Here is a 26,763-nt window from a genome sequence, read left to right on the forward strand (position 1 = left end):
CGCCCCTCAGGCCAGTCGGAAGACCGGCCCGCGGGGCGTGAACGGCAGGGAGGCACCCTGCGGGATCAGATAGGCGTGCTCGCGCCGGATCCGCAGGGTGCCGCACTCGCCGTCCGTGATCACGAGGACCGGGGCACCGGGCGGGAAGTCCTCCGCCCGGTGCAGCAGGTCGATGCCCGGTTGCAGGACCGTGCCGCCCCGGCCGCGCACCCGGACCCGTCCGGCGATTTCGGTGGGTGGCAGATAGCCCGCGTCGTACGGCGCCGCGTCGCAGAACACGACGCGGGCGGCCGGTACGTCGCGGGCTTCCGCGTACGAGGCGATGGCGCCGAGCGCCTTGCCGAGCAGGGCGGCGTTCATCGACCCCGAGGTGTCGAGGACCACCCCGAAGGTGCAGCGGGCGGTCTCCTCGAGCGGGAAGTACCGGCCCGCGCGAGGGATGTCGGGGGTCGAGGCCTGGCGTCGGGCCGGGCGGGCGTAGGACCGTACGGCCACGGGCCGCGGCACGTACGCGTCGAACCAGCGGGCGAGCGCCGCGTCCCACGGCACCGGCGGGTGGGCCAGCGCCCGGATCTCCTGGATCAGCCCGGCGGGGAGCAGCCCGCGCTCCCCGTACCCGTGCAGGTCGAAGCCCTGGACCAGGCCGCGCCGGTAGAACTCGTCCAGGTCGGTGTACGGGCAGCTGCCCGGGTGGGGCAGCGGCTCGCCCAGGATGTCCCCGCGGCCCTTGCCGCGCAGGGTGGCGAGGCGGCGCATGCGGCGCAGGTCGGCGGTGATCCGGTCGTAGACCTCCTCGACGGACAGGTCGCGCAGCTCCGCGTCGTACAGCAGCCCCTCCGGCATCTCGCCGACGTCCATCTCCACGAGCCAGCCGTTCACCACGTAGTCGGCCGCCACGTTGTGCAGGTACGGGTCGCGGGCGCCGCGGCGCTCCCCGTGGCGCAGGGCGGCGTGCAGCATCTCGTGGGCCAGGATGAACCGCCATTCCCCGTCGGTGAAGCTGCGCAGCGGGTTGACGTAGATCTCCCCGGCGCTCGCGCTGACGGCGGCGATGTCGATGCCCTGGGCTCGGGCCAGCTCGGCGTCGGCGACGATCTTCAGCCCGGCGGCGAGCCCCCCGAGCAGCGGGTACGAGGAGACGAACCAGTTCAGGGCCCGGTCCCAAGGGTGCAGCCGTACGTGCTCCCCGGTGACCCGGTCGCGGCGGCCGCCGGCCACGTCCATGGCGGCCGAGACGCTGCGGGTCAGGGCGTGCGCGAAGGAGGTCTCCCAGTCGGGGACGGTGGTGTTCCACGCCTGCCAGGTCACCAGGACCTGGTCGGGGTGGTCTCCGGCGGTGCCGCAGTGTTCGTGGGCCGCGGGGATGCCGTCGCGGCGCCACCGGGCCGCGAGCAGGTCCTCGTCGCCGCCCGGGTGCTCGGCGGGCAGGCGGTCCGGGGTCCAGCCGGGTGCGAAGCTCGCCAGGAACCGGTTGACGACGGCGCAGCGGGCGGCCAGGTCGAAGCGGTCGGGCTGGGTGCGGCGCTCGTCCTTGGCTGCGGGGACGTGTCCGAAGCCGAGGTGGAGCAGTGCGTGGGAGAGCGTCCAGGCCCATTCGCCGGGCGTGGCGCGCCGGGTGGGGTGGACGTGGACGGTGCCGTTGGAGTCGACGGCCGCCAGTCCACCGGCGGGGGTGGCCGGGCACTTCGCCTGGCGGCAGACGGTGGCGGAGACGGCGGCGAGGGCCGGGTTCCGCTTGACCAGGGCGAGGCCCTCGGCGAAGGCCTGGTCGGCGGGGTCGGGCTTGGCGTTGCCGGTGTTCTTGCGGGTGGGGCGGGTCACCGGCGGGCCTCGACCAGGCGCGGCATGTCGCGGGCAGCCTCGACGAGGAACCAGGCGGGCAGCACGGGCAGGCCGTCGGCGTCGTCGGCGATGACGGTCTGGGCGACCTCGACGGAAATCTCGGCGAGCTGGACGAGGAGGGACTTGGCCCGGTACGCGGTCTGCCGGACGGCGGGCGAGACGTGCTCGCGCTGTGCGGGCAGCTCCTTGACCAGCCGGCCCCGGAAAGCGTCGGCCAGGTAGTAGAGCAGGTCGCGGTCGGCGAGGCGGGTGGGCCAGTTCGCGTCGCCCTTCATGATCGCCTCGATGCCGAACGAGTGGCGGACGATCTTCGCGTAGCCGCAGAAGGACACGGCGTGCGCCGGGGTGAGGGTGCCGTGGGCGATCACCTTGAGGGTCGTCTCGTCCAGCTCGGGCCCGAAGGAGTGCAGGGCGTCCGAGAGCATGTGCCAGGAACGCGGCGTGGAGAACGGCTCCTCCGTCTTGGGCGGCTGCGACCACAGGTGGTCGGGCCGGTCCGTGAGGTAGTCGGTGACCCACGGGTGGATTCCGTGCTCACCGGCCCACACCAGCCAGTCCCCGGCGGAGGCGTTCAGGTGGACGTGGGTGAGCCGGTTGACGAGCGCGGAGGCGATGGGGCGGGCCAGGGCGTTGTCGGTGGCCCGGTTGCCCGCGCCGATGACGATGGAGCCCGCGGGCAGCTCGTAGGAGCCGATCCGCCGGTCGAGGATCAGGGAGTAGAAGGCCTTCTGCACGTCCGGGCCCGCGGCGTTGAGCTCGTCGAGGAACAGGCAGTACGGCTCCTCGCGGGCGATCGCCTCCGGCGGGCAGAACACGGACCGCCCGTCACGGATCTGCGGTACGCCGATCAGGTCCTCGGGCGCGAGCTGGGTACCGAGCAGGCTCACGCACTCCAGTCCCAGCGAGCCGGCGAACTTCCGCACGAGCGAGGACTTGCCGATGCCGGGCGCCCCCCAGAGGAACACGGGCCGCACGGTGGCGAGGCCGAGGAGCAGTTCGGGGAGCTGGGCGGGGGTGACGGTGACGGCAGCCTGCACGGGTGGGGACGTCCTTCGGGTTCCGGGTACGCGGTGCGCCCAGTGTGGGCGCACCGCATGTCCCGGAGCATCCGGTTTTCCCCGGGGTGTCCTTCCGGGGCGCGGAGCCTCAGGGCCCGGAGCTCAGGTCGCGGAGTGCTCCAGCAGGTGCTTGAGCTTCTCCTCGCTCCGGGGCATCTCCTTGCGGACCATGGGCTTGACCGCGAGGGGGACGAACGCCCGGCCCAGGCCGTGGCCCTCGAAGTCGACCGCGATGGTGACACGGGAGCGGGTCCCGCCGTCGAGGGGTTCGATGTGGCCGCGCACGTCCGGACGGACCGGCCCGTCGACGCCGTGGAAGTGCCAGCTCCTCGGCGGGTCGAGTTCCATGACCTGCATGGTGGTGGGCATCCTGCGCTTGCCGATCTGCCGGGTGACGATCACCTTCGAACCCACGTGGACGGGAAGGTCTCCCATCGGCACCGCGGAGAGGGCACTGTCCTGCCACTCCGGCAGGTGCGTGGGGTCCGTGATGTACGAGTAGACGTCCTCGGGCCTGCGGTCTATGTCGATGCTCTTGCTGATCGCGGACATGGCGACCCCTTGGAGCCCCCCTGATGGACTCTGCTTCCAACGTACGCCCGGCGCCGGACGGACGCACGACCCCCCGGGCTGCGGTGATCCGTCGGGTCGGGCCGTCGGGTCGGGCCGTCGGGTCGGGCCGTGGTGTCAGGCCGTGGTTCAGGCCGTGGTGTCAGGCCGTCCGGTCAAGCCGTCCGGTCAGGCGGCCGGGTCCGTGCCCGGGGTCACCGAGATCGCCGGCGGGACCGGGACCTGGGGCCCGTCCGCCTCGGTGAGCCAGCGGCGCAGGACCTCGTGGACCGCCTCCGCGCCCACCAGTTCCCCGTCGGGGCGGAACACCGGTTCGGAGAGCTCCACCGGCCACATCAGGAACGGGTGGCCCTGATCCCCGCCCAGGCCGCCGTGCGAGCCGATCTGCTCCTCGAAGGCGTGCACCGCGCCCGTCCGCGGGTCGTAGGCCGAGTTCACCATCACGTCGGCCGCGTGCGGGAAGGTGTCGGTCCGCCGGACCGCCTGCGCCGCGCCCGGGCCGAAGGCGGCCAGCAGTTCCTCCGCCGCGCCCGGCTCGTCCAGCCGTGCCTCGGCCCCTCCGGCAGCCAGGACGGTCCCGTCGACGAGCAGGAACCCGACCCCGGGGTGGCTGGCCAGGGTGGAGAGCAGCGCCGGGTGCGCACACTCGATCTGCTCCCTCGACGCCCGGCCGGGCAGGTCGGGGAAGGAGATCAGCCCGAGGTTGCCCGAGGCCAGTACCACCGGGTCCGGACCCGCCGCGGGGTGCACCTCCTCGTCTGTCTCCTCCACCGGCCGGTGGAGGGCGGCGCGTACGGCGACCCGTGCCTCGGCGCCGCTGTGCGTGCGGCCGGCCTTCCGGGACACGGGCAGCCCGCAGCCCGCGCGGACCAGGTCCTTCAGGGTGAGCCCGTAGCGGGCCAGGAACGTCTCCCCCGGGCTCTGGCCGTGGTCCGAGAGCAGGACGATCCGGTACTCCCGGGGCGCGTGCTCGGCGACCCGGGCGATGAGCGCGAGGCTGCGGTCGAGCCGGGCGAGCACCTGCTCGGTGTCCCGGGAGCGCGGGCCCGAGTGGTGGGCGACCTCGTCGTAGGCGACCAGGTCTGCGTAGACCGCGGCGCGCCCGGCCAGCATGTCGCCGATCACCGCGGCGACCACGACGTCGCGCTCCACCACCGTCGCGAAGGCCCGGATCAGCGGGTACAGCCCGCCGCGCGAGACCCGTGGCCGGTCCCCGCGCAGGCGGCCTCGTACCGACTGGGTGATCTCGCGGGCCACCTCGGCGACGAAGGAGAGCGCCGTGCGGACCGCGTTGGCCGGGTCGGAGAAGTACGCGAAGTAGCCCGCGCGGGAACGGTTGTGCGGGCTCCGCCGGGCGGAAACGGACAGGACGAGCGCCAGTTGGCCGGCGCCGCCGCTGAAGAGGTTGCCGCGGCTGGCCCCGTCGAGGGTGAGCAGGCCCCCGTCCCCGGTGCGTTCGACGGCCCGCCGCTGGAGCTCGGCGGCGCTGGTGGGGCGGTTGCAGACCACCACCTCGCCGGTGTCCTTCTCGTACCAGCGGAAGGCCGGGACGTCGAAGTTGGAGCCGTGCAGGATGCCGAGCTGGCTGGCGCCGGTCTGGCTGGACCAGTCGGTGCGCCAGGAGGTGATGCGGTGGCTGCGGTCGAGCCATTCGCCCACCGTCGGCATCAGGCCGCTGCCTGCCGCGCGGCGCAGCACCTCGTACCCGACCCCGTCGAGCTGCAGGAACACCACGGCGGGGGCGCGCTCGTCGGCCCCCGGCATGCCCTCGCGGTGCTGGCGGCGCCGGCGGCGGTCGGCGAGCCGGTAGAGCCGGCGCCGGTAGGCCTCGTCGTCCCGGACGGCGAGCGCGGTGGAGGTCGCGGAGGCGACGGCGGACATCACGGCGGCGACCACCACCGCGGTCTCGGGGTCCGCCTCGCCGCGGCCGGCCGGGATCAGGCTGAGCGCGATCAGCAGCAGCGAGCCGTTGAGGAAGAAGACGAGCAGGCCGAGGACCAGGGCCGGCACGAGCAGCAGGGCGCGTACGAGGACCGGCCACACCAGCGCGCTCAGCAGACCGAACGCGCCGGCCCCGAGGGCGGCCGTCAGGCCTATCTGCGTGATGCTGTCGCGGTCGCCGCCCGCGCCCGCCTGGAGCCTGAAGTCGGGGAGGATTCCGGCCAGGACGAGCATGGTGAGGGTGGACACCGCCCAGACGATGACCACCCGCACCAGGGCGCCGCCCGTACTCCGCCACCGGCCTCGCAACACGCCCCAACCACCTCACCACCCTGGCCCGCACCGCGCCGACGAGCCCCCGTCCCACGGTGTCCAGGCTCGCACAACGGCGCCCGCCCGGCCGGGTGACACGGGCGGCGGATGTGCGTACGGGGGCGCGGCGCAGGCGCCGACGGAGGCTGCCGGGGGCTACGTGCCGTCGTATCCGGCGGTCGGCATGGAGAGCCGGCGGTGCACCTCGGCCTTCATCGCGGAGGTGTAGCGCGGCTCGTCGAGACCGGCGGTTTCCAGCCGTACGCCGCGCCGTGCGCATTCCGCGGTGAACTCCCCCACGGAGCGCAACGCACGGGTCAGCACCCGGTGGTTGGCGGTGACGAACAGGTCGACGCGCCCGGCATCGATGTCGTTCCACAGCCCGCAGTGGTCGGCGCGCAGCCCGTAGACGAACAGTTGGCGGGTCACCACGTAGCCCTGACCGGCCGCCCAGCGGGCGCACATGGCGTGCTGGCTCCGGGTGTCGACGGCGAAGGGATCCGTGTCCAGATCCTCCAGCGGGGCCAGGCTGGCGATCGCGGCCACGCGCAGCTCATCCATGCCGCCCGACCCTACTCCGATCCGCCGCCGGGGAGGAGGGGGCGTGGAGGCCCGGTTCTCCGGTTCCGGGCGGTTCGGGCGGGCAGCCTTTAGGCTCGGACGGGACCCGGTGGCAAGCGGGACCAGGGAGGGAGCGGGGGCCGGTGGAGATCACTTGGTGGGGCCACGCGACGTGCACGGTCGAGGACTCCGGTGTCCGGCTGCTCACGGACCCGCTGTTCGCGCGCCGGCTGGCGCACCTGCGGCGCCGTCGCGGGGCGGTGCCCCCGCCTGAAGCCGCGGTCGCCGACGCCGTGCTCGTCTCGCACCTGCACGCCGACCATCTGCACCTTCCCTCGCTGGCGCGCCTGGCGCGCGGCACCCGGCTGCTGGTGCCGCGCGGGGCTCGGGGCGCGGTGCCGGGGCTGGCGCGGATAGCCGGGGTACGGGGGCTGGAGGTCGCGGAGCTGGTGCCCGGCGACGCGGTGACCGTGGGGGACGGCGTACGGGTGCGGGCGGTCGGCGCACGGCACGACGGCCGGCGGCTGCCGTTCGGACCACAGGTCTCTCCCGCGCTCGGGTACGTGATCGAGGGCTCGTCGCGGACCTACTTCGCCGGGGACACCGGCCTGTTCGACTCGATGGCCGAGGAGGTCGGACCGGTGGACGTGGCCCTGCTGCCGGTGGGCGGCTGGGGACCCTACCTGGGTCCCGGGCACCTGGACGCGGCGGGTGCCGCGCGGGCACTGGCCCTGCTGGCGCCGGCGGCGGCGGTTCCGGTGCACTGGGGTACGTACTGGCCGATCGGGATGGACATGGTGCGGCCGCACGAGTTCCACGCGCCGGGCGAGGAGTTCGTGCGGTGCGCCCGGCGGGAGGCGCCGAAGGTGACGGTCCGGGTGCCCGCGCACGGCGAACGGGTGCGGCTGCCGTGAGGGCCCTGTCCCTGCTCGCGGAGGCGGCCGCGCAGGTACCGCCGGAATCCACCCAGCAGGCGATCGGCTACCCGACCCTCTTCGTGCTGGTGGCGCTGGGCGCGCTGGTGCCGGTGATCCCGACGGGCGCGCTGGTCAGTACGGCCGCGGTGGTCGCGTTCCACCAGGACTCGCTGCCCTTCGGGCTGCTCCTGGTGTTCGGGGTGTCCTCGCTGGCCGCCTTCGCCGGGGACCTGGCGCTGTACTGGCTGGGCCGGCGCGGCGTGCACTCGCGGAACGGATCGCGGTGGCTGGAAGCGCTGCGCCGGCGCGCGACCCCGGAACGCCTCGCCCAGGCGCAGCGCAAGCTCGACGAGAACGGCGTACTGGTCCTGGTGGTCTCGCGGCTCCTCCCGGGCGGCCGCATCCCGGTGATGCTGGCCTGCCTCCTCGCGGAGCTCCCCCTGCGCCGGTTCGCCCGCGGCGACGGCCCCGCCTGCCTGGCCTGGGCGGCGACCTACGGCCTGATCGGCATCGCGGGCGGCTCCCTCTTCGCGGAACCCTGGAAGGGCGTGGCCGTGGCGGTCGCCCTCACCGTGCTCATCAGCGTGACCCCGGCCGTCTGGCGCCGCGTCCGCGGTTGACCCGTCCGGTCGCGGAACCCGTCTCCCGTGCGGCACCGTCGCCGGGGACCAGCCCCCCCCCCCGGACCTCCGCTCCCCAAACGCCGGAGGGGCTGGTTTTCGGTCGGCCGGGGCCGGATTGCCCGCGGGGCAATTTCAGCCCCGCCGGCGTTTGAGGCGCGGGGTCCGGGGCGGAGCCCAGGGGGTCCGGGGCCGGCCCCGGGGGACGGTGGAAGGGCGGGTAGGGGACAGCCCCGCAGGGCCGCCCGGTCCGCAGCCGCGGCTACAGGGCTCGGGACGCCCCGACCGGGAGGTCCCACAGGTGCTCCCGGGGCAGCCCGGTACGGGTCCACGCGGCCCGCACCCGCTGCAAGGGCTCCATCACCGGCTCCGAGGACAGCACGAACGTCCCCCAGTGCATCGGAGCCATCCGCCGCGCCCCCAGGTCCATACAGGCCTGCACGGCCTCCTCCGGATTCGCGTGGACGTCCCGCAGCCACCACCGCGGGGCGTACGCCCCGATCGGAAGCAGCGCGAGGTCGATCCCGGGGTGCCGCCGCCCGATCTCGCCGAACCAGTGCCCGTAGCCGGTGTCGCCCGCGAAGTAGACCTTCCTCGCGGCTCCCGGCCGCCCGCCAGCGCTGTCGGCTGTGGCGGTGGCGGTGGCGGTGGCGGTGCTGAGCATCCAGCCGCCCCACAGCGTCCGGCACGCGTCGATCAGCGACCGCTTCGACCAGTGGTGCGCCGGCACGAACTCGAACCGTACGCCGCCCAGTTCGGCCGCCTCCCACCAGTCGAGTTCGGTGACCCGGGTGAACCCCCGCCGCCGGCACCAGCGTGCGAGACCGGCCGGGACGAAGAGCGGCGTCGCGCGCGGGAGGCGTTTGAGGGTGGGGGCGTCGAGGTGGTCGTAGTGGTTGTGGCTGATCACCACGGCGTCGACCGGTGGCAGTTCCTCCCACCGCACCCCGACAGGGGTCATCCGGGCCGGGGTGCCGAGGATCCGCCGGGACCAGACGGGGTCGGTCAGGACGGTCAGTCCGCCGATCCGCAGGATCCAGCTGGCGTGCCCGGCCCAGGTGACGGACACCGTCCCGGCGGCCACGGCGGGCAGCGGGGCGGGCGCGTACGGCAGGTCCGGGATGCCCCGCAGCCCCTCGGGTCCAGGCCGGAAGGCGCCTTCGCGGGCGAGCCGGGCGAGGGCACGCATCCCCGGCAGCGGGGTGGTCAGCCGGTCCGCGAACGAGCGCGGCCACAGCCGGTGTTCGCCCAGCGGCCGCGGCCGCGCGTGCCGGACGCCGGGGGCGGAGGCGGGGGCGGGGGCGCCTTCACCGGTGCCGGCTCGTGTGGCCGCCGGGGGGACGTCCGGGCCGGCCACGACCTCGGACCCGGCCCCTACACCGGCCCCGACACCGGCCTCGGCCCGGGAGGCCGAGGGGGCGTCCGTCTGATCCCTCATCGAGCAGTCTCCGTTCACCTGCGGCATTCGTGGGTTCCGGACGGGGTGTGCGGGCGGGCCCCAAGCGGACAGCCGGACGGCCCCGATCGGACAGCCTCAGTCGGACAGCCCGGCCAGGACCGACCGCAGCCGGGCCAGGGAGTCCCGTACGTGGGGCAGTGCGAGGGGGTCGGTCGCGGTGAGCGCCGCGAGCTGCTCCTCCGGGGTGGCTCCGAGCAGCGGTCCGGTCGACAGCCGGACCCTCGGGGCGACGGGCTCGTCCGCGAACCGCTGCCCGCCGGGCGTCGGCGCGCCGAGCCGTCCGGCCAGCCAGTCCTCCAGTTCCATCGCGTCGCCGACCCCCTGCCGGGCGAGCCCCGAGCGCAGGGGGGTCAGATCGGCGTAGAGGTGGCGGCCGGCCTGCGGGGGCCGGGCCAGCGCTCCGGCGGCCAGCAGCTCCCGGTGCGCGGCCCGGGCCACGGCGCCGTGCAGGGCGGCGGCCGCGATGGTGCGTCCCGCGACGGCGGCGGGCTCGTCGAGGGCGTGCGCGGCCGCCCCGGCGACGGGGCCCGCGACGAGCCCGCCGGTGGCGGTGAGCACGTCCAGGGTCCGGGCCCGCAGCCAGGTGCCGTGCGGGGTACCGGGGAAGCGGATGACGGCGGCGGGCCAGCCGGCGGGCAGCAGTGCGCCGGACAGGTCCAGGAGCACCGCGGTGTCGTCCGGAAGCATCTCGGCGGGGCTGAGCACGACGGGCCTGTCGAGCCCGTCGCGGGAGCCCGGGCGGCCGCGGGCCGGCCGGTGGACGGTGTCGCGCCAGGTCTCGTCACTGACGACGAACAGCCCGGCGGACTCGGCGGCCTCGCAGGCCTCCCGGAGCAGTTCGGGCGGCGGGACGGTCGCGGTCGGGTCGTCGGCCACCGACAGCAGCAGCACCCGCGGGTCGCCGCCCTCGGCTCGCACCCGGCGCACGGTCTCCAGCAGGGCGTACGGATCGGGTACGCCGCCGCACTCGGCCGGGGTGGGGACGTGGTAGGCCCGCCGTCCCAGCAGCCGGACCTGTGGTGTCCACCAGGCGGGACACGGCCGGGGCAGCATGACGTCGCCGCCGTACGCGCCGAGCAGCGCCAGCAGCAGGGCGGGCGCGCCCGGTCCGGCGGCCACGTGGTCGGGGTCGGTGGGCAGCCCGCGCCGCCCCCAGTGCCGGGCGGCGGCGGCCCGTACGGGCGCTCCCCCGCCGGCGGGCTCCGGGGCCGACCGCCAGGCGGCCGCGGCGAGGACGGCCGTGAGCTCGGGCAGGACGGGCAGGCCGGGCTGGGGCGGGGGCGGACCGTAGCGGACCGGGCCCCGGCCCTCGGCCATCGTGCGCTGGATCCCCGACACCGCGCGCCACCTCTCCCTGCCGTTCCGCGCTTCCAATCCATGCCTTTATACGGTTATTCGTCCACGATCGCCCGTTGTGCGTCAGCCGCTCCTCCCCAGCAGCGCGAGCAGCCGGGTCTGGGCGTTCGCCCCGGCCGGGATCTCCAGCGCGGCCGCGTACATGCCGCTCGCGGCCAGTCCGTCCGCGTAGGGCATGACCTCCTTGATGGAGAACTCGACGAGGCCGTCCGGCAGCCGGTCGTCGGCGCCGATGCCCCGCGCGAGGTCCCAGGTGTGGACGACGCAGTCGGCGGTCAGTTCCGAGCAGTACGCCGACCCGAGCGCGGGCCCGTACGAGAGCCGGACGGTGCGCTCCAGCGCCCCGGGGATCTCGAAGGCGGTGTGCGCGGCGGCGGAGGCCTCGTCCCAGGCGGCGGCGGGATCCGTACCGAGGACATCGCCGTTGAAGGTGCTCCCGATGTCCTCGACGGTGCGGCCGTCCGTGACCAGGGGCGGTATCCAGAGCTGTTCGGCGGTGACGTGGTTGACCAGGTCGCGCACGCTCCATTCGCTACAGGGCGTCGGCGCGTCCCACTGCGCGTCCGAGACCGCGTGGACGTACCGGCCGAAGAGCCGCAGCGCCTCGGCGTGCCGTTCGAGCAGGGGGTCCGGCATGGATGGCATGCGTCTCACCGTCCTTCGTTCTCCCGGATTCACTGTCCTCGCCCGCACCAGGACCTGCCACCTGTCCACCCAAATCCTTTGGCGCGCAAGGATGGTGTCCACATGTCAAAACACATATCTCAGATGACGAACTGATCCCTTACGGTGAAACCAACGCCTCGACAGCACTTCGACGACGAAGGAGCCAGCTCCCATGAACGCGACGGAAGCCACTCGCACGGCAGCTGCCACGGAGCCCGCGCACGAGACCGCGGTCTACACCCACGGGCACCACGAGTCGGTGCTGCGCTCGCACCGCTGGCGCACCGCCGAGAACTCCGCCGCGTACCTGATCGGCGAGCTGCGCCCCGGGATGACCGTCCTGGACGTGGGCTGCGGGCCGGGCACGATCACGGCGGACCTGGCGGAGCTGGTGGGGCCGCGGGGCCGGGTCACGGCGGTGGACGCGGCGCGGGACGTGGTCGACCAGGCCGCCGCGTACGCGGAGGAACGCGGCCTGACCGGCATCGAGTTCGCCACCGCCGACGTCCACGCGCTGGACTTCCCCGACGACTCCTTCGACGTGGTCCACGCCCACCAGGTGCTGCAGCACGTGGGCGATCCGGTGCAGGCGCTGCGCGAGATGCGCCGCGTGTGCCGGCCCGGCGGGATCGTCGCGGCGCGGGACGCGGACTACGCGGCGATGACCTGGTACCCCGCGACTCCGGGGCTGGAGGAATGGCTGGACCTGTACCGGCGGGTGGCGCGCGCCAACGGCGGCGAACCGGACGCCGGACGCCGTCTGCGCGCGTGGGCGCGGGCGGCGGGCTTCACGGACGTGACCTGCACGGCGACCTCGTGGTGTTACGCGACCGAGGAAGAGGCCGCGTGGTGGTCCGCCCTGTGGGCGGACCGTACGACGGCCTCGGCCTACGCCGGGATCGCGACGGGCGGCGGACACGCGACGCAGGCGCAGCTGGCGGCCGTCGCGGACGCCTGGCACGCCTGGGGCGCGGAGCCGGACGCCTGGTTCTCGGTGCTGAACGGCGAGATCATCTGCCGCGCCTGACCCTGCCGCACCGACTCCGCGCGCCCGGCCCGCGCGCCCGGCCGCCGGTCCGGCCCGCGCCCGGTCCGCCGGTCCGGACGCCCCGGTTCAGGCCGCCAGGCGTACGGGAAGCAGTTCGGGCCGCTTGGCCGTACGGCCGTCTCCGGAGGAGCGCCCGCGCAGCCGTCGCCCGATCCAGGGCCCGGCGAAGCCGACGGCCCACCGCAGCTCCCCCGCCACGCCGCGCAGCCCTGCCGGGGCGGCGGGCGGCGGGCCGGGCAGCGGGCGGGTCCAGGCGTCGTCGCTGCCGGGCAGTCCCAGGGCGTGCGCGACGCCGGCGGCGATCATCGCGTGGCCGGACGGCGCGGCGTGCAGCCGGTCCGCGCTCCACATCCGGGGGTCGGTGGAGGCCTCGTGGCGGGCGAAGTCGGCGACGGCCACCCCGTGCCGCTCCGCCGCCCGCCGTATCCGCTCGTTGAGCGCGGTGACGCGCGGGGCCGCCCCCTTGGCGAGCGGGACGAGCTTCGCGATGTCGGGGAAGGTGACGGTGGCGACGCGGGCACCTTGCGCGGTGAGCGCGGCGAACATCGCCTCCAGGTGCCCGGCGACCTCGTCGGCGTCGAAGCGGGGCCGCAGTACGTCGTTGACCCCGGCGACCACGGTGGCCAGGTCGGGGCGGAGCGCGAGGGCCGGTGCGAGCTGCCCCTCGCGGACGCCCGCCGCGAGGCGGCCCCGTACGGCCAGGTTGGCGTAGAGCACGTCGGGCTCGTGCACCGCGATCAGCTCGGCGAGCCGGTCGGCGCACCCGCGCAGCCCGGTGCGGTCGTCCCCGTCGCCCACGCCCTCGCTCTGGCTGTCGCCGAGCGCCACGTACCGGGTCGGCCGTCGCTGCTCACTGCTCTCCACGGGATGCCCGCCTCTCGTTCAGAATGATCGTGGTGCGCTCGTACCAGGCGCGGTTGGCCCGCTCGAACTCCAAGCCGCGCAGGCAGGTGAGGTAGGGGCCGATCCGTGCGCCGTGGCGCAGGAACTCCTCCTCCGTGCGCTCCCCGCGCATCGAGCGGAGCAGCTTCTCGAACAGCTCCGCCTTGGCCGTCGCGAAGGCGGTCCGCTCCGCGAGCTGCACGATCAGCGCCCCCGTGTCGACGTACTCGGCCGCCTGGACCTTCACGAGCAGGTCGTCGCGGATGACGCAGGGCTTGGTCTCGGCGGCGGTGAAGCGCTCCAGCTCGGCCAGTCCGGCGTCGGTGACCTGGAACAGCCGCTTGTTCGGCCGGGTGTCCTGGACGACCTCGCGGCCCGCGATGAAGCCTTCCCGCTCCAGCCTGGCCAGCTCGGCGTAGAGCTGCTGGGGCAGGGCGTGCCAGAAGTTGGCCACGCCCGTGCCGAAGGCCTTGGCCAGCTGGTAGCCGCTCAGCTCCTCGTCGAGCAGCGCCGCCAGTACGGCGTGGCGCAAAGCCATCGGGAGGCCTCCTCGGGTCCGTGTCCGTTCACGGCGCCCTCTTCCTCAGGACGCCCGGCCATGATAGTCAAGAAACTGACTAATCAGATCGGTGACTATCGAGGAGCCCTCATGAGTACCGACACCAGCACGGCCGACCGCTTCCGCGCCGCCGTAGCCGGCCATGACCTCGCCGCACTGGACGCGCTGTTCACCGACGACGTCCGGCTCAACAGCCCGGTGAAGTCGAAGCCCTTCGTGGGCAAGCCGGCGGTGCTGGCCCTCTTCCGCGTCCTCCTGCGCACGTTCGAGGGCTTCCACTACGTCGGTCACTTCGACGGCAGCGTCCAGTCCGCCGGCGTCCCGTTCGGGGCGGAGGGAGCAGAGGGACCCGCGACCGTGCTGCCGTTCCGGACCAGCGTGGGCGACCGGCAGGTGCACGGCATCGACATGCTGCACCTCACGCCCGAGGGCCTGATCGACGAGATCACCGTGATGATCCGCCCCCAGACCGCGGTCGTGGCGGTCGGAGAGGCGGTACTGGCCGGCCTGCTCACCGACGGCGTGGTGACCGGCTGACCGGCCGGCTGGCTGGCTGACCGGCTGACTGACCGGACCTCGGACGGCAGGCCAGTAGACTCGGTGCCCGTGGCGGATACCCAGTACGAAGACCTGTTGAAGCTGGTGCTCACCTCCGGGACGGCGAAGGCCGACCGGACGGGCACCGGCACCCGGAGTGTCTTCGGGCACCAACTGCGTTACGACCTGTCGCAGGGGTTTCCCCTGGTCACCACCAAGAAGGTGCACCTCAAGTCGATCGTGTACGAGCTGCTGTGGTTCCTGCGCGGCGAGTCGAACGTCGGCTGGCTGCGCGAGCACGGCGTCACGATCTGGGACGAGTGGGCCGACGAGAACGGCGACCTCGGCCCGGTCTACGGCGCCCAGTGGCGCTCCTGGCCCACCCCGGACGGCCTGCACATCGACCAGATCACCGAGGTCCTGGACACACTGCGCCGCGACCCGGACTCCCGCCGGATGATCGTCTCCGCCTGGAACGTCTCCGAGCTGTCCAAGATGGCGCTGGCGCCGTGCCACGCCTTCTTCCAGTTCTACGTGGCCGACGGCAAGCTCTCCTGCCAGCTCTACCAGCGCAGCGCGGACCTGTTCCTCGGCGTGCCGTTCAACATCGCCAGCTACGCCCTGCTCACCCACATGGTGGCGCAGCAGGCAGGCCTGGAGCCGGGCGACTTCATCTGGACCGGCGGTGACTGCCACATCTACGACAACCACGTCGACCAGGTGACCGAGCAGATCTCGCGCACCCCCTTCGAGTTCCCCGAGCTGAAGCTGCACCGGGCCGACTCGCTCTTCGACTACGCCTACGGCGACGTGAAGGTGGCCGGCTACCAGCACCACCCGGCCATCAAGGCCCCGGTCGCGGTATGAACCTCGACACGAACGTCGGCATGAACGTCGGACTGATCTGGGCGCAGAGTTGCGACGGCGTGATCGGTGCGGACAACGGGATTCCCTGGCGGCTGCCCGAGGACATGGCCCACTTCAAGGCCACCACCCTCGGCCATCCGGTGGTGATGGGCCGCAAGACCTGGGATTCGCTGCCGGCGCGGTTCCGTCCGCTGGCCGGCCGGCGCAACATCGTGGTGACGCGGGATCCCGAGTGGGCCGCCGAGGGCGCGGAGCGCGCCGGATCCATCCCCGAGGCCCTGGAGATCGCGGCCGGGCAGGCCGGGCAGCCCCGGCCCGCCGCCACCGCCACCGCCACCGCCTGCTGGGTGATCGGCGGCGGAGAGGTCTACCGTGCCGCGCTGGCCCATGCCGTGATGCTTTCGGTGACCGAAGTCGATACGAAGGTCGTCGGCGACACCCACGCCCCGGAGCTGGAACCGGCGTGGACCGTCGCCGAGGACGGCGGCTGGCAGTCCTCGGTGACCGGCCTGCGCTACCGCATCCGCACCTACGCCCGGTAGGCGCACAGGCCGGCGGAGGCCGGCCGTCCGGAGGCCGGCCGTCTAGTCGGTGGCGACCGCGCGCAGGATGTCCAGACGGGCCGCGCGCCGCGCCGGGCGCCAGCCCGCGAGGACACCCGCCGCCACGCCCGCCAGTGCCACCAGGGTGAGCTGCAGCGGCGGGACGGCGAACGTGAACGCGCTGTCGCTCACCCCGTCGGAGGCCTTCACCAGGACCCACCCGAGGACCCCGCCCAGTGCCAGACCGCCGGCCGTGCCGAAGGCGGCGACCAGGACCGACTCCCAGCGGACCATGGCCCGCAGCTGCCCCCGGGTCTGGCCGACCGCCCGGAGCAGCCCCAGTTCGCGGGTGCGCTCGTGGACGGCGAGGGTCAGCGTGTTGGCGATGCCCAGCAGGGCGATCAGCACGGCGAGGGCGAGCAGCGCGTAGACGAGCGTGAGCATCATGTCGATGCCGCCCGCCGCCGACCGCGCGTACGCCTCGCGCGTCTGCACCTCGGGTCCGCCGTACAGCGCGGCCGTCTTCTCGACCGCCGCCGTACCGGCCGCGGTCGGCACTCCGTCCTTGAAGGTGACGCTCACCAGCGAGTCCGTGTCCTGCGCCCGGTGCGGTGCCCAGGCCGCTCGTGTGATGACGTAGTCGCCGGCCAGCTCGGAGTGCTCGTACACCGCGCGGATCGTGAAGGGCTGCCGCTGCCCGTCGGTGAAGGCCAGTTCCACCGTGCTGCCGGGCCGCCAGCCGCGCCGCGAAGCTTCCTTCTCGGAGACCGCGATCCCGTCCGGCCCCAGCGCGTCGAACCCTCCCGACACCGCGCCCAGGTCGAGGCCGGCCGCGAGGGCGGCGGGGTCGGTCACGGTCAGCGCCCGCCCCGAGCCGTCGACCTCCGCGACCCCCTTGCCCAGGCCCACCGCGCCCGCCACCTCGGGCAGCGCCGCGACGGCCGGTGCCAGCTTCGGGCTCAGGCCGCTGCCGCCCGCGCCGAAGGACGGGGCGCTGATGGCCACGTCACCGGCGAAGGAACGCGACACGGTCGTGTCCATCGTCGCCTTCAGCGATGCGCCGAAGACGGTGAACAGGGAGACGACGGCGACCCCGATCATCAGCGCGGTCGCCGTGGACGCCGTCCGCTTCGGACTGCGCCGTGCGTTGCGCGCCGCGAGGACGCCGGTGACCCCGCGCACCCGTTCCAGGGGACGGCCGAGCATCCGGACGGCGGACGAGGAAGCCACCGGACCCAGCACGACGAACGAGCCCGTGGCCAGCGCCGCACCCGCCCCGGACAGCCACAGCGACGGTACGGCGAGCACCCCAGTCAGGAGCAGGCCGATGGCGGCCGTGCCCAGTGCCACGCCGGTGACCGTGCGGGGCCGGGAGGCCCCCGAGTGGTCCACCGCGCTGTCGAGCAGCGCGGCCAGCGGCGCCGTGCGTCCGGCGCGCAGGGCCGGCAGTACGGCCGAGCCGAGACAGACGAGGACGCCCACGGCGAGGGGAAGCAGCAGCGACGGGCCGCTGATCACCAAGTCCCCTTCGGGGAAGGGGAATCCGATAGCCGGGAAGAGGGCCTGGAGCCCTGCGGCGATGCCGACGCCGCCGAGCAGCCCGGCTGCCGAGGCGGCGAACGCGACGACGGCGGCCTCGGCCAGCGTGCCGGCGACGACCTGGCGCCGGGAGGCGCCCAGGGCACGGAGCAGGGCGTTCTCGCGGGTGCGCTGGGCGACGACGATCGCGAAGGTGTTGTGGATGCTGAAGGTGGCGACGAGCAGGGCGATGCCCGAGAAGACCAGCAGCATGGTGGTGAAGAGGGTCAGGAACCGCCCGGAGATCATGTCGGTGTTCTCCCGGGCCGACTCCTGCCCGGTGATCGCCTCCACGCCCTGCGGCAGCATCGCGGTGAGCGCCTCCACCAGCTCGCTCTGGCCGGTTCCCGGGCCGGCGCGGACCTGGATGGACGCCGCCTGACCGGGCGCGGGGGTCAGGTACTTCTCCGCGTCCGCCTGGGTCATCCCCGTGTACGTGACCTGCCCCATGCCGTCCGCACCGCCGAAGGTGGCCAGGCCGACGACCGTCACCGGGACCGGGTCGGGCGTGCGCAGCACGGTCGTGTCGCCGAGCTCCAGTCCGCCCTTGTCGGCGGTGGCCCGGTTGACGACGACCTCTCCGGTCCGCTCCGGCGCCCGGCCCTCGGCGAGCCGGTACGGGTTGAGTTCAGGGTCCTCGATCCAGTTCCCGGCGAGCGTGGGCGGCCCCTGGCCCCCGATCGGCTTGCCGTCGGAGCCGACGAGCTGCCCCGCGCCCTGGACCGCGGGGGCGGCGGCGACCACGCCCGGGACGCGCCGGATCTCCTCCACGAGAGCGGTCGGTACGGGCTGCCGGGTGCCCTGGGCCTCGCCCGGGACGGTCACCACACGGGAACTGCGGACCACCGCGTCGGTACCGCTCGCCGCACCGGCGAACATGCTGTCGAAGCTCGCGCGCAGGGTGTCGCCCATGAGGAGCGTCCCGGCGAGGAAGGCGACGCCGAGCAGCACGGCCGTGAAGGTCCCGGCGAACCGCCGCTTGTGCGCGCGCAGTGAGGCCGCGGCGAGCCGCAGCACGGGTGGGGCACCGCTCGTACTCATGACTCCTCCCTCGGGGCAGCCGCCGTCGGGGGGCGGGTGTCGAAGGACTTGAGCCGGTCCAGGACGCGGTCCGCGGTGGGACCCGCCATCCGGTCGACCAGCCGCCCGTCGGCGAGGAAGACGACCTCGTCGGCGTGGGCGGCGGCCACCGGGTCATGGGTGACCATGACGACCGTACGGTTCATCGCGCGCACCGCCCTGCCCAGCAGGCCGAGCACCTCCTCGCCCGAACGGGAGTCGAGGTTGCCCGTGGGCTCGTCGGCGAAGACGACATCGGGGCTGCCGGCGAGGGCGCGGGCAACGGCGACGCGCTGCTGCTGGCCGCCGGAGAGCTCGGCGGGCCGGTGGTGCAGCCGGTCGCGCAGTCCGACGACGTCGATGAGGCCGTCGAGCCAAGCCTGGTCCGGGCGGCTGCCCGCGAGGTCCTGCGGGAGCGTGATGTTCTCGGCGACGGTGAGCGTGGGGATCAGGTTGAAGGCCTGGAAGACGAAGCCGACGCGCTCGCGGCGCAGCAGGGTGAGCCCGCGGTCGTCGAGCGCGCTGAGATCCGCGCCGCCGATGGAAGCGGATCCGGAGGTGAGGGTGTCGAGACCGGCGGCACAGTGCATCAGGGTCGACTTGCCGGAACCGGACGGTCCCATGATCGCGGTGAAGCGGCCGGCCGGGAAGCCGACGCTCACCCCGTCCAGGGCCCGTACCTCGGTGTCGCCCCGGCCGTAGACCTTCACGGCATCGACGACCCGTGCGGCGACGCCTCCGCCGCCACCCGGCGCGGTGGCGGTCCTCATGCCGCACCGCCCTTGGAGAGGCGGCCGAACTGCTCGTCCAGGACGGACAGCCGCCGCCAGTACTCGTCCTCGTCGATCTCGCCGGAGGCGAAGCGCCGGCCGAGGACGGCGATCGGCGAGTGCTCGCCGTACGCGGCGCCGCGGGCCTGCCACGGGGCCCGGCGGCCACGCCACAGGGTGCGGCGCAGCACGGTGACGGCGGCGACGACCACGGCCGCCCAGATCAGCGGGAAGAACAGGATCCACGGGCCGGGCCCGTCGTACGCGAGGGTGGTGAAGGTGGTGAGGGTGTTCATCTCGGTTCAGCTCCTCGGAAGTGCGGACGTCCGCGTTGGACGTCCGCGTCACATTCCGAGACTGGCTCCGGGAGGGGGTCCGGGGCGTCGTACGGCCGGCTGCACCGCGCGTACTACCCGGGGAGTACGAGGGCGGGTGGGAGTCAGCCGAGCCAGCCGGGCCGGACCAGCCCCGACTCGTAGGCCAGGACGACCAGTTGGGCGCGGTCGCGGGCGCCGAGCTTCACCATCGTCCGGCTGACGTGGGTCTTCGCGGTGAGCGGGCTGACGACCAGACGGCGGGCGATCTCCTCATTGGACAGGCCGAGGCCCACGAGGGCCATCACCTCGCGCTCCCGCTCGGTGAGCCGGTCCAGGCCGAGGGCCGCGCCGTCGGCCGCGGGCTGCTTGGAGCGGGCCGCGAACTCCTCGATCAGGCGGCGCGTGACGCCCGGGGACAACAGGGCGTCGCCGTCCACCACGGCCCGGACCGCCCGCAGCAGTTCCTCCGGTTCGGTGTCCTTGACCAGGAAGCCCGAGGCTCCCGAGCGCAGGGCCTCGAAGACGTACTCGTCGAGCTCGAAGGTGGTGAGCATGACCACCCTGACGCCGGCCAGCACCGCGTCCCCGGTGATCCGCCGCGTGGCGGCGAGCCCGTCGCAGACGGGCATCCGGATGTCCATCAGGACCACGTCCGGGCGCAGCTCGCGCACGAGGCGGACGGCCTCGTCCCCGTCGGCGGCCTCTCCCGCCACCTCGATGTCCGGCTGCGCGTCGAGCAGGGCCCGGAATCCCGCCCTGACGAGGAGCTGGTCGTCGGCGAGCAGAACACGGATCACGGATCCTCCTGGGGCGGGGCGGGCTTGGGGACGGCCTCAGGGGCGGGGTCGGGGTCGGGGTCGGCCTCCGGTTCCGGCGGTGCCGTTTCGGCCTTCAGCGGGAGCCGGGCGACCACGCGGAAGCCGCCGTCGGGGCGCGGGCCGGCCGCGATGGTGCCGCCGAGGGCGGCGGCCCTCTCGCGCATGCCCACGAGACCGTTGCCGCTGCCGCCCGCCGGACCGCCCGTGGCCGGCCCCTCGTCGTCCACGCGCAGCTCCAGGAAGCGGGGCTGCCAGGACAGCCGCACGCGGGCGGTGCGCGAACCGGAGTGCCGCACCACGTTGGTCAGCGCCTCCTGGAGGATGCGGAAGGCGGCGAGGTCCGCTCCGGGAGGCAGCGCCAGGGCGTCCCCGTCCGTGGTGATGCCCACCGTCAGCCCGGCCGCCGCTGCCTGCTCGGTGAGCTCGGGGAGCCGGTCGAGACCGGGGGCGGGCGCGCGCGGTGCGTCGCCGGGGGTGCGCAGGGTGTCGAGGACCTGCCGGACCTCGCCCAGGGCCTCCTTGCTGGCCGCCTTGATGGTGGTCAGCGCCGAACGGGCCTGCTCGGGATCGGAGTCGAGCAGGGCGAGCCCCACGCCCGCCTGGACGTTGATCACCGAGATGCTGTGGGCGAGGACGTCGTGCAGCTCGCGGGCGATGCGCAGCCGCTCCTCGTTCACCCGGCGCTTCTCGGCCGCCGCCCGCTCGGCCCGGGCGAGGGCCCACTGCTCCCGGCGTATGCGGACCAGCTCGGAGACGGCGAGGATGGCGAGCACCCAGGCGGTGATGCCCAGTTCCTGCGCCCAGGGCGCCGGACCGTCCCCGGCGGGCGGGAGCAGCCGGTAGAGCCAGTGGCCGATGAGCAGGTGGCCGGCCCAGAGCAGCCCGACGGCCCCCCAGGCGGCTCTTCGGCGTCCGGCGATGACGGCGGCGAAGCAGGCCAGGGCCAGGCTGATGAACACCGGTCCGTAGGGGAACCCGGCGCCGATGTACACCAGGGTGACGGCGCTGACCCCGTACGCCACGGCCACCGGGTACCGGTGCCGCCACACGAGCAGCAGCGGCCCGAGCAGCAGCAGGAGCCGGGCGAAACCGTCCAGCGCCACCCGGCCGGTCTGCTCCTGCGCGGCCCATCCCGAGCCGGCCTGGGCGAAGACGGCCACGAGCAGCGAGGAGCGCCAGGCCGGGCCCCGCCCGGTCCGCTCCATCCATCGCTGCCACGGAGGAACCCCCGGGCGCTCGCGCTGCTCGTCCATACCACCCACGCTAGGCCGCGCCCGGCCTGACCGGCGTCACCCCGGCGTAGCGTTTCCGGCGTACTCCCCAGGTAGTACGCGGTACTACGCGGCCTCCACGCGGCCGCGGCCGCTACCACTCCCCCGGAATCGGTCGCTACTCCCCCGGCGGGCGCATCCGGAAGTTGTACGCGGCCGGGAGCGGGCGGTCCGTGAGGCTGGCCCAGACCTCCGAGAGGGTCTCCTCGCCCTCGCGGAGGTCGGGCAGTTCGAAGCCCTCCTCGAAGACCCGCCGGGCCGCGCCCACATGGCCCTCCGCCGCGAGCAGCCGCGCCGCCGACAGCCGGAAGCGGCCCTCCTCGCGCAGGGCGGGGCGCAGCCGGTCCCACACCGAGCGGGCCTCCGGCAGCAGCCCCGCCGCCAGCAGGGACGCCAGTGCCTCCCGGCCCAGTGCCGATTCGGCGGCCAGCCAGCCCGTGCCGCCCCGGCTCTCCTGGGCCAGGTCCTCGAAGGCCTCGGCGTACCAGCGGGCCGCCCGGGCCGGGTCGCCGGCCAGGTCGTCGGCGACCGCCAGGCACCTCAGCAGCGGCCACCGCGAGGGGGCCAGCGCCAGCCCGCGCTCCCAGCTCCGTACCGCCTGGGCGATGTCCCCGGCGTGCCACTGGGCGACCCCGAGGTGGTACTCGGTCAGCGGGTCCGCCGGGGCCGTCTCCAGCATGTCCCGCCAGTGCGGGGCGACCAGGCTCGGGCCGGGCGGGGCAACCCGGCGCGGGGCGGGGAAGACGCCCGTGCGCCACAGCTCCAGCCAGGGGGCCTGGTCCTCGTCGAGGGTGTCCTCCCCGAAGGGGGTGCCGGGCAGTTTGTGGCCCCCGCACAGCACCTCCAGCGCGCCCCATCCGGAGCCGGCCGCCAGCCGCTCCCCCGGTTCGGTGTCGGCGCACCCGCGCCACGCCTCGTACGCCGCGTCCACGGCGGGCCCGGGCAGCGCGGACTCCAGCGCCGTCCCGGCCGCGGCGCGGGCCGCCGCCCAGTCGTCCCCGTGCACGGCCACCGGGTCCGCGGCCAGGGGTCCGTAGGCCTCCAGCCAGCTGAACTCCGCGCCCGCCTCCAGCCGTACGTGTTCCAGCTGGGTGCGGGCGAGCCCGGCCTGGATCTCCGCGTACCCGCCCGTGCCGGGCTCGGTCAGCCACTCCTGCCAGCGCCGGCCGCCCTCGCCCGCGCCCCAGACGAAGAGCTTGCGGCCGCGCAGCCGGGCCGTGGAGGTCTGGACGAGTCCGCGCCCCTGGGAGTCGAGGGAGGCGATCCAGGGCCGGGTCCCGGCTTCGACCTCGTAGAAGAAGTCGGCGGGGTACGTGCTGCGCAGCGGGTACGTACGGTCCGCGCCCTCCCATCCGGGTACGGGGATCCGCCGCAGGGAGCGCTCGTACCCGAAGTGCCAGGCCTCGTCGGCCGGGGCCAGGACGCGGGTGCCGGTTTCCTCGGGCACGGCGATGTTGGACCACCAGTAGACGGGCACGGGCCGCTCGTGCGGATTGCGCACGCGGACGCCGACGTGGAGGAACTCCGAGTCCTCGGGCAGCCACAGGTCCACCTGGAACGGCAGGTCGCGCAGCCGCTCCCACTCCCAGAGCCGCACCATGACTCCCCCGTCGGGCGCCGGGACGAGCGCGGCGTGCAACGGGGCGCAGGAGAGGGTGGTGTGGCCGGTGGCACCGAGGTTCCACTCGATGCCGCCGGAGAACCAGGCGCCGTTCAACGCGAAATTCGCGGGCTGGAACACCGGGTTGCGGTAGAGCAGTTCGCGTCCTGTGGGGAGGTGGACGAGCGAATGGATCCGGCCACCGAGGCCGGGCAGGACGGTGGCGCGCAGGTGCGCGTTCTCGATGACGATCGTCTCGAAGTCCCGCTCGGTGCGCTGGCGTTGATATCCGTCCCGGATCCGGACGGGCAGCAGCGAGCGCAGCGGCTCGTACCCGATCTGGCGTGCCATGTCGCGCGGCAAACCCTCGCGCGAGCGCTCGTCGAGCGTGTGCACCCCGCCGGACGCGCGCAGGGCGGGCAGTGGGTTCTCGGGACCCAACGGGGCTGCGGGGAGGGTCAGTACGGAGCGGCGGACGGTGGTGGCCATGAGGGAAATGGAACACGCCACGGCCGCCGGTGCACAGGGATTCGGCGGATCACCACCGGTCAGGATTACGCAAAACCTTTCGCCGCGCGGGCCGGTGTCCGATCATGGAGGCCATGAGTGACGTGATCAGAAGAGGCCAGCTCTTCGACGGGGAAGAGTCCGCGGGCCGGTTCACGGGGCCGACGACGGGCGACGAACGACGGATGCTCGTCGACATGCTGGGGGCCCAGCGCACGACGCTCAGGCTCAAGTGTGCGGACCTGGGAGCCGAGTTGGCCGAGCGGTCGGTGGAGCCGTCCACGCTGTCGCTGCTGGGCCTGGTCCGCCACCTCTCGGACGTGGAGCGCCGCTGGTTCCGTCAGGTCCTGGACGGCCAGGAGGTCGCGCTCCGGTTCTGGTCCGCGGCCGCCCCCGACGGGGACTTCGACGGCGCGGTGTCCGCGCCCGGCGTGGTCCGGGAAGCCTGGGAGGCGTGGCGGGCGGAGGTGGGGTTCGCGGAGGCGTTCACCGAGCGTGCGCCGGACCTGGAGGTGTCCGGGAAGGACGCGTGGCGGGGCGAGGTCTCGCTGCGCTGGGTCCTGATCCACATGATCGAGGAGTATGCACGGCACAACGGCCACGCGGACCTGCTGCGCGAACGCATCGACGGCGCGATCGGGATCTGAGTACGGCGGCCCGGCGGCAGGCATGCGGACCGGTGCCTGGCCGGTACCTGGCCGGGCAGTGCCGGGCCGGGCGGCGCGAGCGCGGCCCCGACCGGCAGAACCCGAGGAGACGGCCTACGCGAACGCCCCCGCCACCAGGTCGGCGAGCAGCGCCCCCGCACGCCCCTCCGGGTCCAGGTCCGGGTCGTAGATGGTGACGTTGAGCCCGACGCAGCGCGGGGAGCTGATCAACACGCCGAGCAGTTCGGCGAGTTCGTCGGGGATCAGGCCGCCGGGGTCCGGGCTGTCGACGGCCGGCATCACGGACGGGTCCAGTACGTCCGCGTCCAGGTGGACCCAGAACCCGGCCGTGGCCGGAGGCTGCAGCCCCGTCAGGGCGGTACGGGCCACCGGCCCGGCGCCGCGGTCGCGGATCGCCCCGACCGTGGCGGCGAAGATCCCGGCGGCGCGCAGTTCCGGGAGGTCCGGGTCCCCGTCGCGCAGTCCGAAGAGCCGTACGTCCTCGTCGCGCACGTAGGGCCGCAGGCCCTCCAGGTCCGCGAGGTCCGCCTGGCCGCGCCCGGTGGCGAGTGCCAGCTCCTCGCCGCCGGCCGCTCCGACGGGCCCGTTGACGGCCTCGTTGCCGGGGTGGCGGAAGTCGGCGGAGCCGTCGATCGCGGCGATGCCGTACCGCCCGAGGCGCCGCATGGCCAGGGAGGCACCGAGCTGGATGGAGCAGTCGCCGCCGAGGACCACGGGGAACTCCCCGGAGCGCAGGTGGTCCTCGATCCGGTCGGCGAGCGCGACCGTGTAGGCGGCGAGGGCCCCGGCGTGGAACACCCCGTCGCCCTCCTTCCAGTCGCCCCGGTCGTAGCGGGGCGGGACGACCACCCCTCCCTCGCGCGCGCCGAGGCGGGCCAGCAGGCCCTGTTCGCGCAGGGCCCCGGCCAGTTTGTACACACCGGGAACGGCGCCCGGGGCCGGGGGGCGGAGCCCGAGGTTGGACGGTGCGTCGAGGAGCACGAGGGTTCGCATGCACTCATCCTGTGCGATGCGGGGCTCCGGGACATGGCATTTCGGACGTGAGCGCCCAGCGTTCGTGGTCCCGCCAGGCCCCGTCGACCTGGAGGAAGTCCGGAGACAGCCCCTCCAGCCGGAAGCCGAGCCCCCGGACGAGGGCGATCGAGGCGGTGTTTCCCGGCTGGATATTGGCCTCCAGCCGGTGCAGTGCGAGCCCGTCCGCCGCGAAGGCGTGGCCGGCGGCCAGGGCCAGCGCCTCCCGCATGAGGCCGCGGCCCGCCGCGTGCGCGAAGGCCCCGTAGCCGAGCGCGCCGCACCGGAAGGCGCCGAGGACGATGTTGTTCACGTTCACGAAGCCGGCGATCGCGCCCGACTGCCGCTCACACACGAGGAATCCGGCCCTGCCCGCGGCGGCGGCCCCGGCCGGGCCCCCGGTGGCGCCGGCGATCAGCGGGGCGGCGTACGCCTCGTAGGCCTCCGCGGTCGCGGGCGGCGACAGCCACGGGTGGTGGAGCGCCCGGCTCTCGCGCACCCGGGCGGTGAACTCGGCCTCGTCGGTGGGCCGGTAGGGCCGCAGCCCGATCCGGCCTCCCTCCGCGGTGTACGGAAAATATGGCATCGCCCCAGGCTAGGGGCTGTGGCAGGATCCCGATGTGATCATCACCCCGAACACCGAAGAACTCCTCCTCGCGGCCGCGTACAACAACGCCGCGTGGTGCGCCGCGGTCTGCCGCGACGGTGACTTCACCGCCCAGGCCTGGAGCAGTCCGCGCCCGACTCCGCTCTACTACCCGGACGCCGTTACCCTCACCCGGGACACCGACACGGCCGCCCTGCTCGCCGGGATCGACACCGCCGCACCGCGCGCCTCGGTCAAGGACAGCTTCGCCGCGCTCGACCTGGCCCCGGCCGGCTTCGAGGTCCTCTTCGGCGCCGAGTGGATCCACCGCCCGGCGGGCGCTCCCGGCGCCGCCCCGGCGCTGGCGTGGAGCCGGATCTCCGGCCCCGCGGAGCTGGAGGCGTGGGAGACGGCCTGGGACGGCGAGGAGAGCACCGGTCTGTTCCACCCGGGGCTGCTCACGGGGACCGGCGAGGAGGCCGCGGAGGGCGAAGAGACCGGGAAGGCCGCAGAGGGCGGGGAGGCCGCAGAGGGCGGGGACTTCGGGGACATCGCCTTCCTCGCGGGTCGGGACGCCGAGGGCCGGATCCTCGCCGGGGCCGCCGCCAACCGCACCGGCGAGGTGGTCGGCATCTCCAACGTGTTCAGCGCCGACGGGACCCCGGACGACGAGGCCTGGACCGGCGCGCTGACCCTCACCGCCGCCCTCTGGCCCGGCCTGGCGCTCGTCGGCTACGAGTCGGGGGACGACCTCGGCACGGCGCTGCGCCACGGCTTCACGGCCGTCGGCCCGCTCCGGGTCTGGGTCCACTCGGGCTGACCGGGCGGGCCCGGCCCGGCT

26 protein-coding genes are annotated in these 26,763 nt (G+C 74.4%); 8 read left to right on the forward strand and 18 right to left on the reverse strand.

Annotated elements, in window-relative coordinates; genetic code table 11:
- Nucleotides 1–6: 6 nt before the first annotated feature.
- The 5 genes from ACFYM0_RS06620 to ACFYM0_RS06640 form a co-directional block, all read right to left on the reverse strand.
- Nucleotides 7–1,821 carry a hypothetical protein gene (locus tag ACFYM0_RS06620; RefSeq protein ID WP_388497316.1) on the reverse strand — a complete coding sequence of 605 codons (1,815 nt, stop codon included), beginning with the start codon at nucleotides 1,819–1,821 and terminating at the stop codon, nucleotides 7–9.
- Nucleotides 1,818–2,879: an ATP-binding protein gene (locus ACFYM0_RS06625; protein ID WP_388497318.1), complete on the reverse strand. Its 1,062-nt coding sequence runs from the start codon at nucleotides 2,877–2,879 to the stop codon at nucleotides 1,818–1,820. Before ACFYM0_RS06625 ends, ACFYM0_RS06620 begins: the two co-directional genes overlap by 4 nt.
- A 123-nt stretch (nucleotides 2,880–3,002) precedes the next feature.
- On the reverse strand, nucleotides 3,003–3,452 hold the full coding sequence (locus ACFYM0_RS06630; protein WP_388497321.1) for an SRPBCC family protein: 450 nt from the start codon (nucleotides 3,450–3,452) through the stop codon (nucleotides 3,003–3,005).
- Nucleotides 3,453–3,638: 186 nt separating this feature from the next.
- Nucleotides 3,639–5,723, reverse strand: coding sequence for an alkaline phosphatase family protein (locus ACFYM0_RS06635; protein ID WP_388497323.1), 2,085 nt, complete (start codon nucleotides 5,721–5,723; stop codon nucleotides 3,639–3,641).
- Between the two features lie 156 nt (nucleotides 5,724–5,879).
- On the reverse strand, nucleotides 5,880–6,284 hold the full coding sequence (locus tag ACFYM0_RS06640) for a hypothetical protein (RefSeq protein ID WP_388497325.1): 405 nt from the start codon (nucleotides 6,282–6,284) through the stop codon (nucleotides 5,880–5,882).
- A 143-nt stretch (nucleotides 6,285–6,427) separates the two neighbouring features.
- On the opposite strand from ACFYM0_RS06640, the gene ACFYM0_RS06645 reads away from it, so the two are divergent.
- Nucleotides 6,428–7,198 (forward strand): MBL fold metallo-hydrolase, encoded by a 771-nt coding sequence (locus ACFYM0_RS06645; protein WP_388497327.1) that lies wholly within the window; start codon nucleotides 6,428–6,430, stop codon nucleotides 7,196–7,198.
- Nucleotides 7,195–7,821, forward strand: coding sequence for a DedA family protein (locus ACFYM0_RS06650; RefSeq protein ID WP_388497330.1), 627 nt, complete (start codon nucleotides 7,195–7,197; stop codon nucleotides 7,819–7,821). Before ACFYM0_RS06645 ends, ACFYM0_RS06650 begins: the two co-directional genes overlap by 4 nt.
- 262 nt (nucleotides 7,822–8,083) lie before the next feature.
- On the opposite strand, the gene ACFYM0_RS06655 is transcribed toward ACFYM0_RS06650, so the two are convergent.
- The 3 genes from ACFYM0_RS06655 to ACFYM0_RS06665 form a co-directional block, all read right to left on the reverse strand.
- Nucleotides 8,084–9,259, reverse strand: a complete 1,176-nt coding sequence (locus ACFYM0_RS06655; RefSeq protein WP_388497333.1) for an MBL fold metallo-hydrolase — start codon at nucleotides 9,257–9,259, stop codon at nucleotides 8,084–8,086.
- Between the two features lie 96 nt (nucleotides 9,260–9,355).
- A complete protein-coding gene (locus tag ACFYM0_RS06660; RefSeq protein ID WP_388497720.1) occupies nucleotides 9,356–10,597 on the reverse strand; it encodes an aminotransferase class I/II-fold pyridoxal phosphate-dependent enzyme in 1,242 nt (413 codons plus the stop codon).
- A 102-nt stretch (nucleotides 10,598–10,699) separates the two neighbouring features.
- Complete coding sequence (locus ACFYM0_RS06665) at nucleotides 10,700–11,272, reverse strand: TIGR03086 family metal-binding protein (protein ID WP_388497723.1); 573 nt, start codon at nucleotides 11,270–11,272, stop codon at nucleotides 10,700–10,702.
- Nucleotides 11,273–11,474: 202 nt separating this feature from the next.
- Here ACFYM0_RS06665 and ACFYM0_RS06670 point away from each other — a divergent pair, with 202 nt between their 5' ends.
- Entirely contained in the window at nucleotides 11,475–12,329 is an 855-nt protein-coding gene (locus ACFYM0_RS06670) for a class I SAM-dependent methyltransferase (protein ID WP_388497335.1), read from the forward strand.
- A gap of 87 nt (nucleotides 12,330–12,416) precedes the next feature.
- Here ACFYM0_RS06670 and ACFYM0_RS06675 read toward each other — a convergent pair whose 3' ends face one another.
- Nucleotides 12,417–13,214, reverse strand: coding sequence for an SGNH/GDSL hydrolase family protein (locus ACFYM0_RS06675; protein ID WP_388497338.1), 798 nt, complete (start codon nucleotides 13,212–13,214; stop codon nucleotides 12,417–12,419).
- Nucleotides 13,201–13,770, reverse strand: coding sequence for a PadR family transcriptional regulator (locus tag ACFYM0_RS06680; protein WP_388497340.1), 570 nt, complete (start codon nucleotides 13,768–13,770; stop codon nucleotides 13,201–13,203). Before ACFYM0_RS06680 ends, ACFYM0_RS06675 begins: the two co-directional genes overlap by 14 nt.
- 111 nt (nucleotides 13,771–13,881) lie before the next feature.
- On the opposite strand from ACFYM0_RS06680, the gene ACFYM0_RS06685 reads away from it, so the two are divergent.
- The 3 genes from ACFYM0_RS06685 to ACFYM0_RS06695 all read left to right on the forward strand — a co-directional run bounded on the left by ACFYM0_RS06685 (nucleotide 13,882) and on the right by ACFYM0_RS06695 (nucleotide 15,737).
- On the forward strand, nucleotides 13,882–14,328 hold the full coding sequence (locus ACFYM0_RS06685; protein WP_388497342.1) for a nuclear transport factor 2 family protein: 447 nt from the start codon (nucleotides 13,882–13,884) through the stop codon (nucleotides 14,326–14,328).
- 69 nt (nucleotides 14,329–14,397) lie between these two features.
- Nucleotides 14,398–15,195, forward strand: a complete 798-nt coding sequence (locus ACFYM0_RS06690) for a thymidylate synthase (protein ID WP_327256032.1) — start codon at nucleotides 14,398–14,400, stop codon at nucleotides 15,193–15,195.
- Nucleotides 15,196–15,215: 20 nt separating this feature from the next.
- Complete coding sequence (locus tag ACFYM0_RS06695; RefSeq protein ID WP_388497725.1) at nucleotides 15,216–15,737, forward strand: dihydrofolate reductase; 522 nt, start codon at nucleotides 15,216–15,218, stop codon at nucleotides 15,735–15,737.
- Nucleotides 15,738–15,779: 42 nt separating this feature from the next.
- On the opposite strand, the gene ACFYM0_RS06700 is transcribed toward ACFYM0_RS06695, so the two are convergent.
- The 6 genes from ACFYM0_RS06700 to ACFYM0_RS06725 all read right to left on the reverse strand — a co-directional run bounded on the left by ACFYM0_RS06700 (nucleotide 15,780) and on the right by ACFYM0_RS06725 (nucleotide 23,639).
- Nucleotides 15,780–18,356 (reverse strand): ABC transporter permease, encoded by a 2,577-nt coding sequence (locus tag ACFYM0_RS06700; RefSeq protein WP_388497345.1) that lies wholly within the window; start codon nucleotides 18,354–18,356, stop codon nucleotides 15,780–15,782.
- Nucleotides 18,353–19,144 (reverse strand): ABC transporter ATP-binding protein, encoded by a 792-nt coding sequence (locus ACFYM0_RS06705; RefSeq protein WP_388497349.1) that lies wholly within the window; start codon nucleotides 19,142–19,144, stop codon nucleotides 18,353–18,355. The genes ACFYM0_RS06700 and ACFYM0_RS06705 overlap by 4 nt, the downstream gene beginning before the upstream one ends.
- Nucleotides 19,141–19,440 carry an SHOCT domain-containing protein gene (locus tag ACFYM0_RS06710; RefSeq protein ID WP_388497352.1) on the reverse strand — a complete coding sequence of 100 codons (300 nt, stop codon included), beginning with the start codon at nucleotides 19,438–19,440 and terminating at the stop codon, nucleotides 19,141–19,143. Before ACFYM0_RS06710 ends, ACFYM0_RS06705 begins: the two co-directional genes overlap by 4 nt.
- A gap of 143 nt (nucleotides 19,441–19,583) precedes the next feature.
- On the reverse strand, nucleotides 19,584–20,258 hold the full coding sequence (locus ACFYM0_RS06715; protein ID WP_388497355.1) for a response regulator: 675 nt from the start codon (nucleotides 20,256–20,258) through the stop codon (nucleotides 19,584–19,586).
- Nucleotides 20,255–21,532 (reverse strand): sensor histidine kinase, encoded by a 1,278-nt coding sequence (locus ACFYM0_RS06720; protein WP_388497357.1) that lies wholly within the window; start codon nucleotides 21,530–21,532, stop codon nucleotides 20,255–20,257. Before ACFYM0_RS06720 ends, ACFYM0_RS06715 begins: the two co-directional genes overlap by 4 nt.
- Before the next feature lie 136 nt (nucleotides 21,533–21,668).
- Entirely contained in the window at nucleotides 21,669–23,639 is a 1,971-nt protein-coding gene (locus tag ACFYM0_RS06725) for a DUF5107 domain-containing protein (RefSeq protein WP_388497358.1), read from the reverse strand.
- Between the two features lie 113 nt (nucleotides 23,640–23,752).
- Between ACFYM0_RS06725 and ACFYM0_RS06730 the strand changes: the two genes are divergently transcribed.
- The gene (locus ACFYM0_RS06730) at nucleotides 23,753–24,304 is read left to right on the forward strand and encodes a DinB family protein (protein ID WP_388497359.1); all 552 of its coding nucleotides are present in this window, start codon (nucleotides 23,753–23,755) and stop codon (nucleotides 24,302–24,304) included.
- Nucleotides 24,305–24,418: 114 nt separating this feature from the next.
- Here ACFYM0_RS06730 and ACFYM0_RS06735 read toward each other — a convergent pair whose 3' ends face one another.
- Complete coding sequence (locus ACFYM0_RS06735; RefSeq protein ID WP_388497362.1) at nucleotides 24,419–25,318, reverse strand: arginase family protein; 900 nt, start codon at nucleotides 25,316–25,318, stop codon at nucleotides 24,419–24,421.
- Between the two features lie 4 nt (nucleotides 25,319–25,322).
- Nucleotides 25,323–25,922, reverse strand: a complete 600-nt coding sequence (locus tag ACFYM0_RS06740) for a GNAT family N-acetyltransferase (RefSeq protein WP_388497365.1) — start codon at nucleotides 25,920–25,922, stop codon at nucleotides 25,323–25,325.
- 34 nt (nucleotides 25,923–25,956) lie between these two features.
- Here ACFYM0_RS06740 and ACFYM0_RS06745 point away from each other — a divergent pair, with 34 nt between their 5' ends.
- The gene (locus ACFYM0_RS06745; protein ID WP_388497367.1) at nucleotides 25,957–26,742 is read left to right on the forward strand and encodes a hypothetical protein; all 786 of its coding nucleotides are present in this window, start codon (nucleotides 25,957–25,959) and stop codon (nucleotides 26,740–26,742) included.
- Nucleotides 26,743–26,763 lie beyond the last annotated feature (21 nt).

It is taken from the genome of Streptomyces sp. NPDC006487 (assembly GCF_042870555.1).
In the GTDB taxonomy this organism is placed as follows: domain Bacteria; phylum Actinomycetota; class Actinomycetes; order Streptomycetales; family Streptomycetaceae; genus Streptomyces.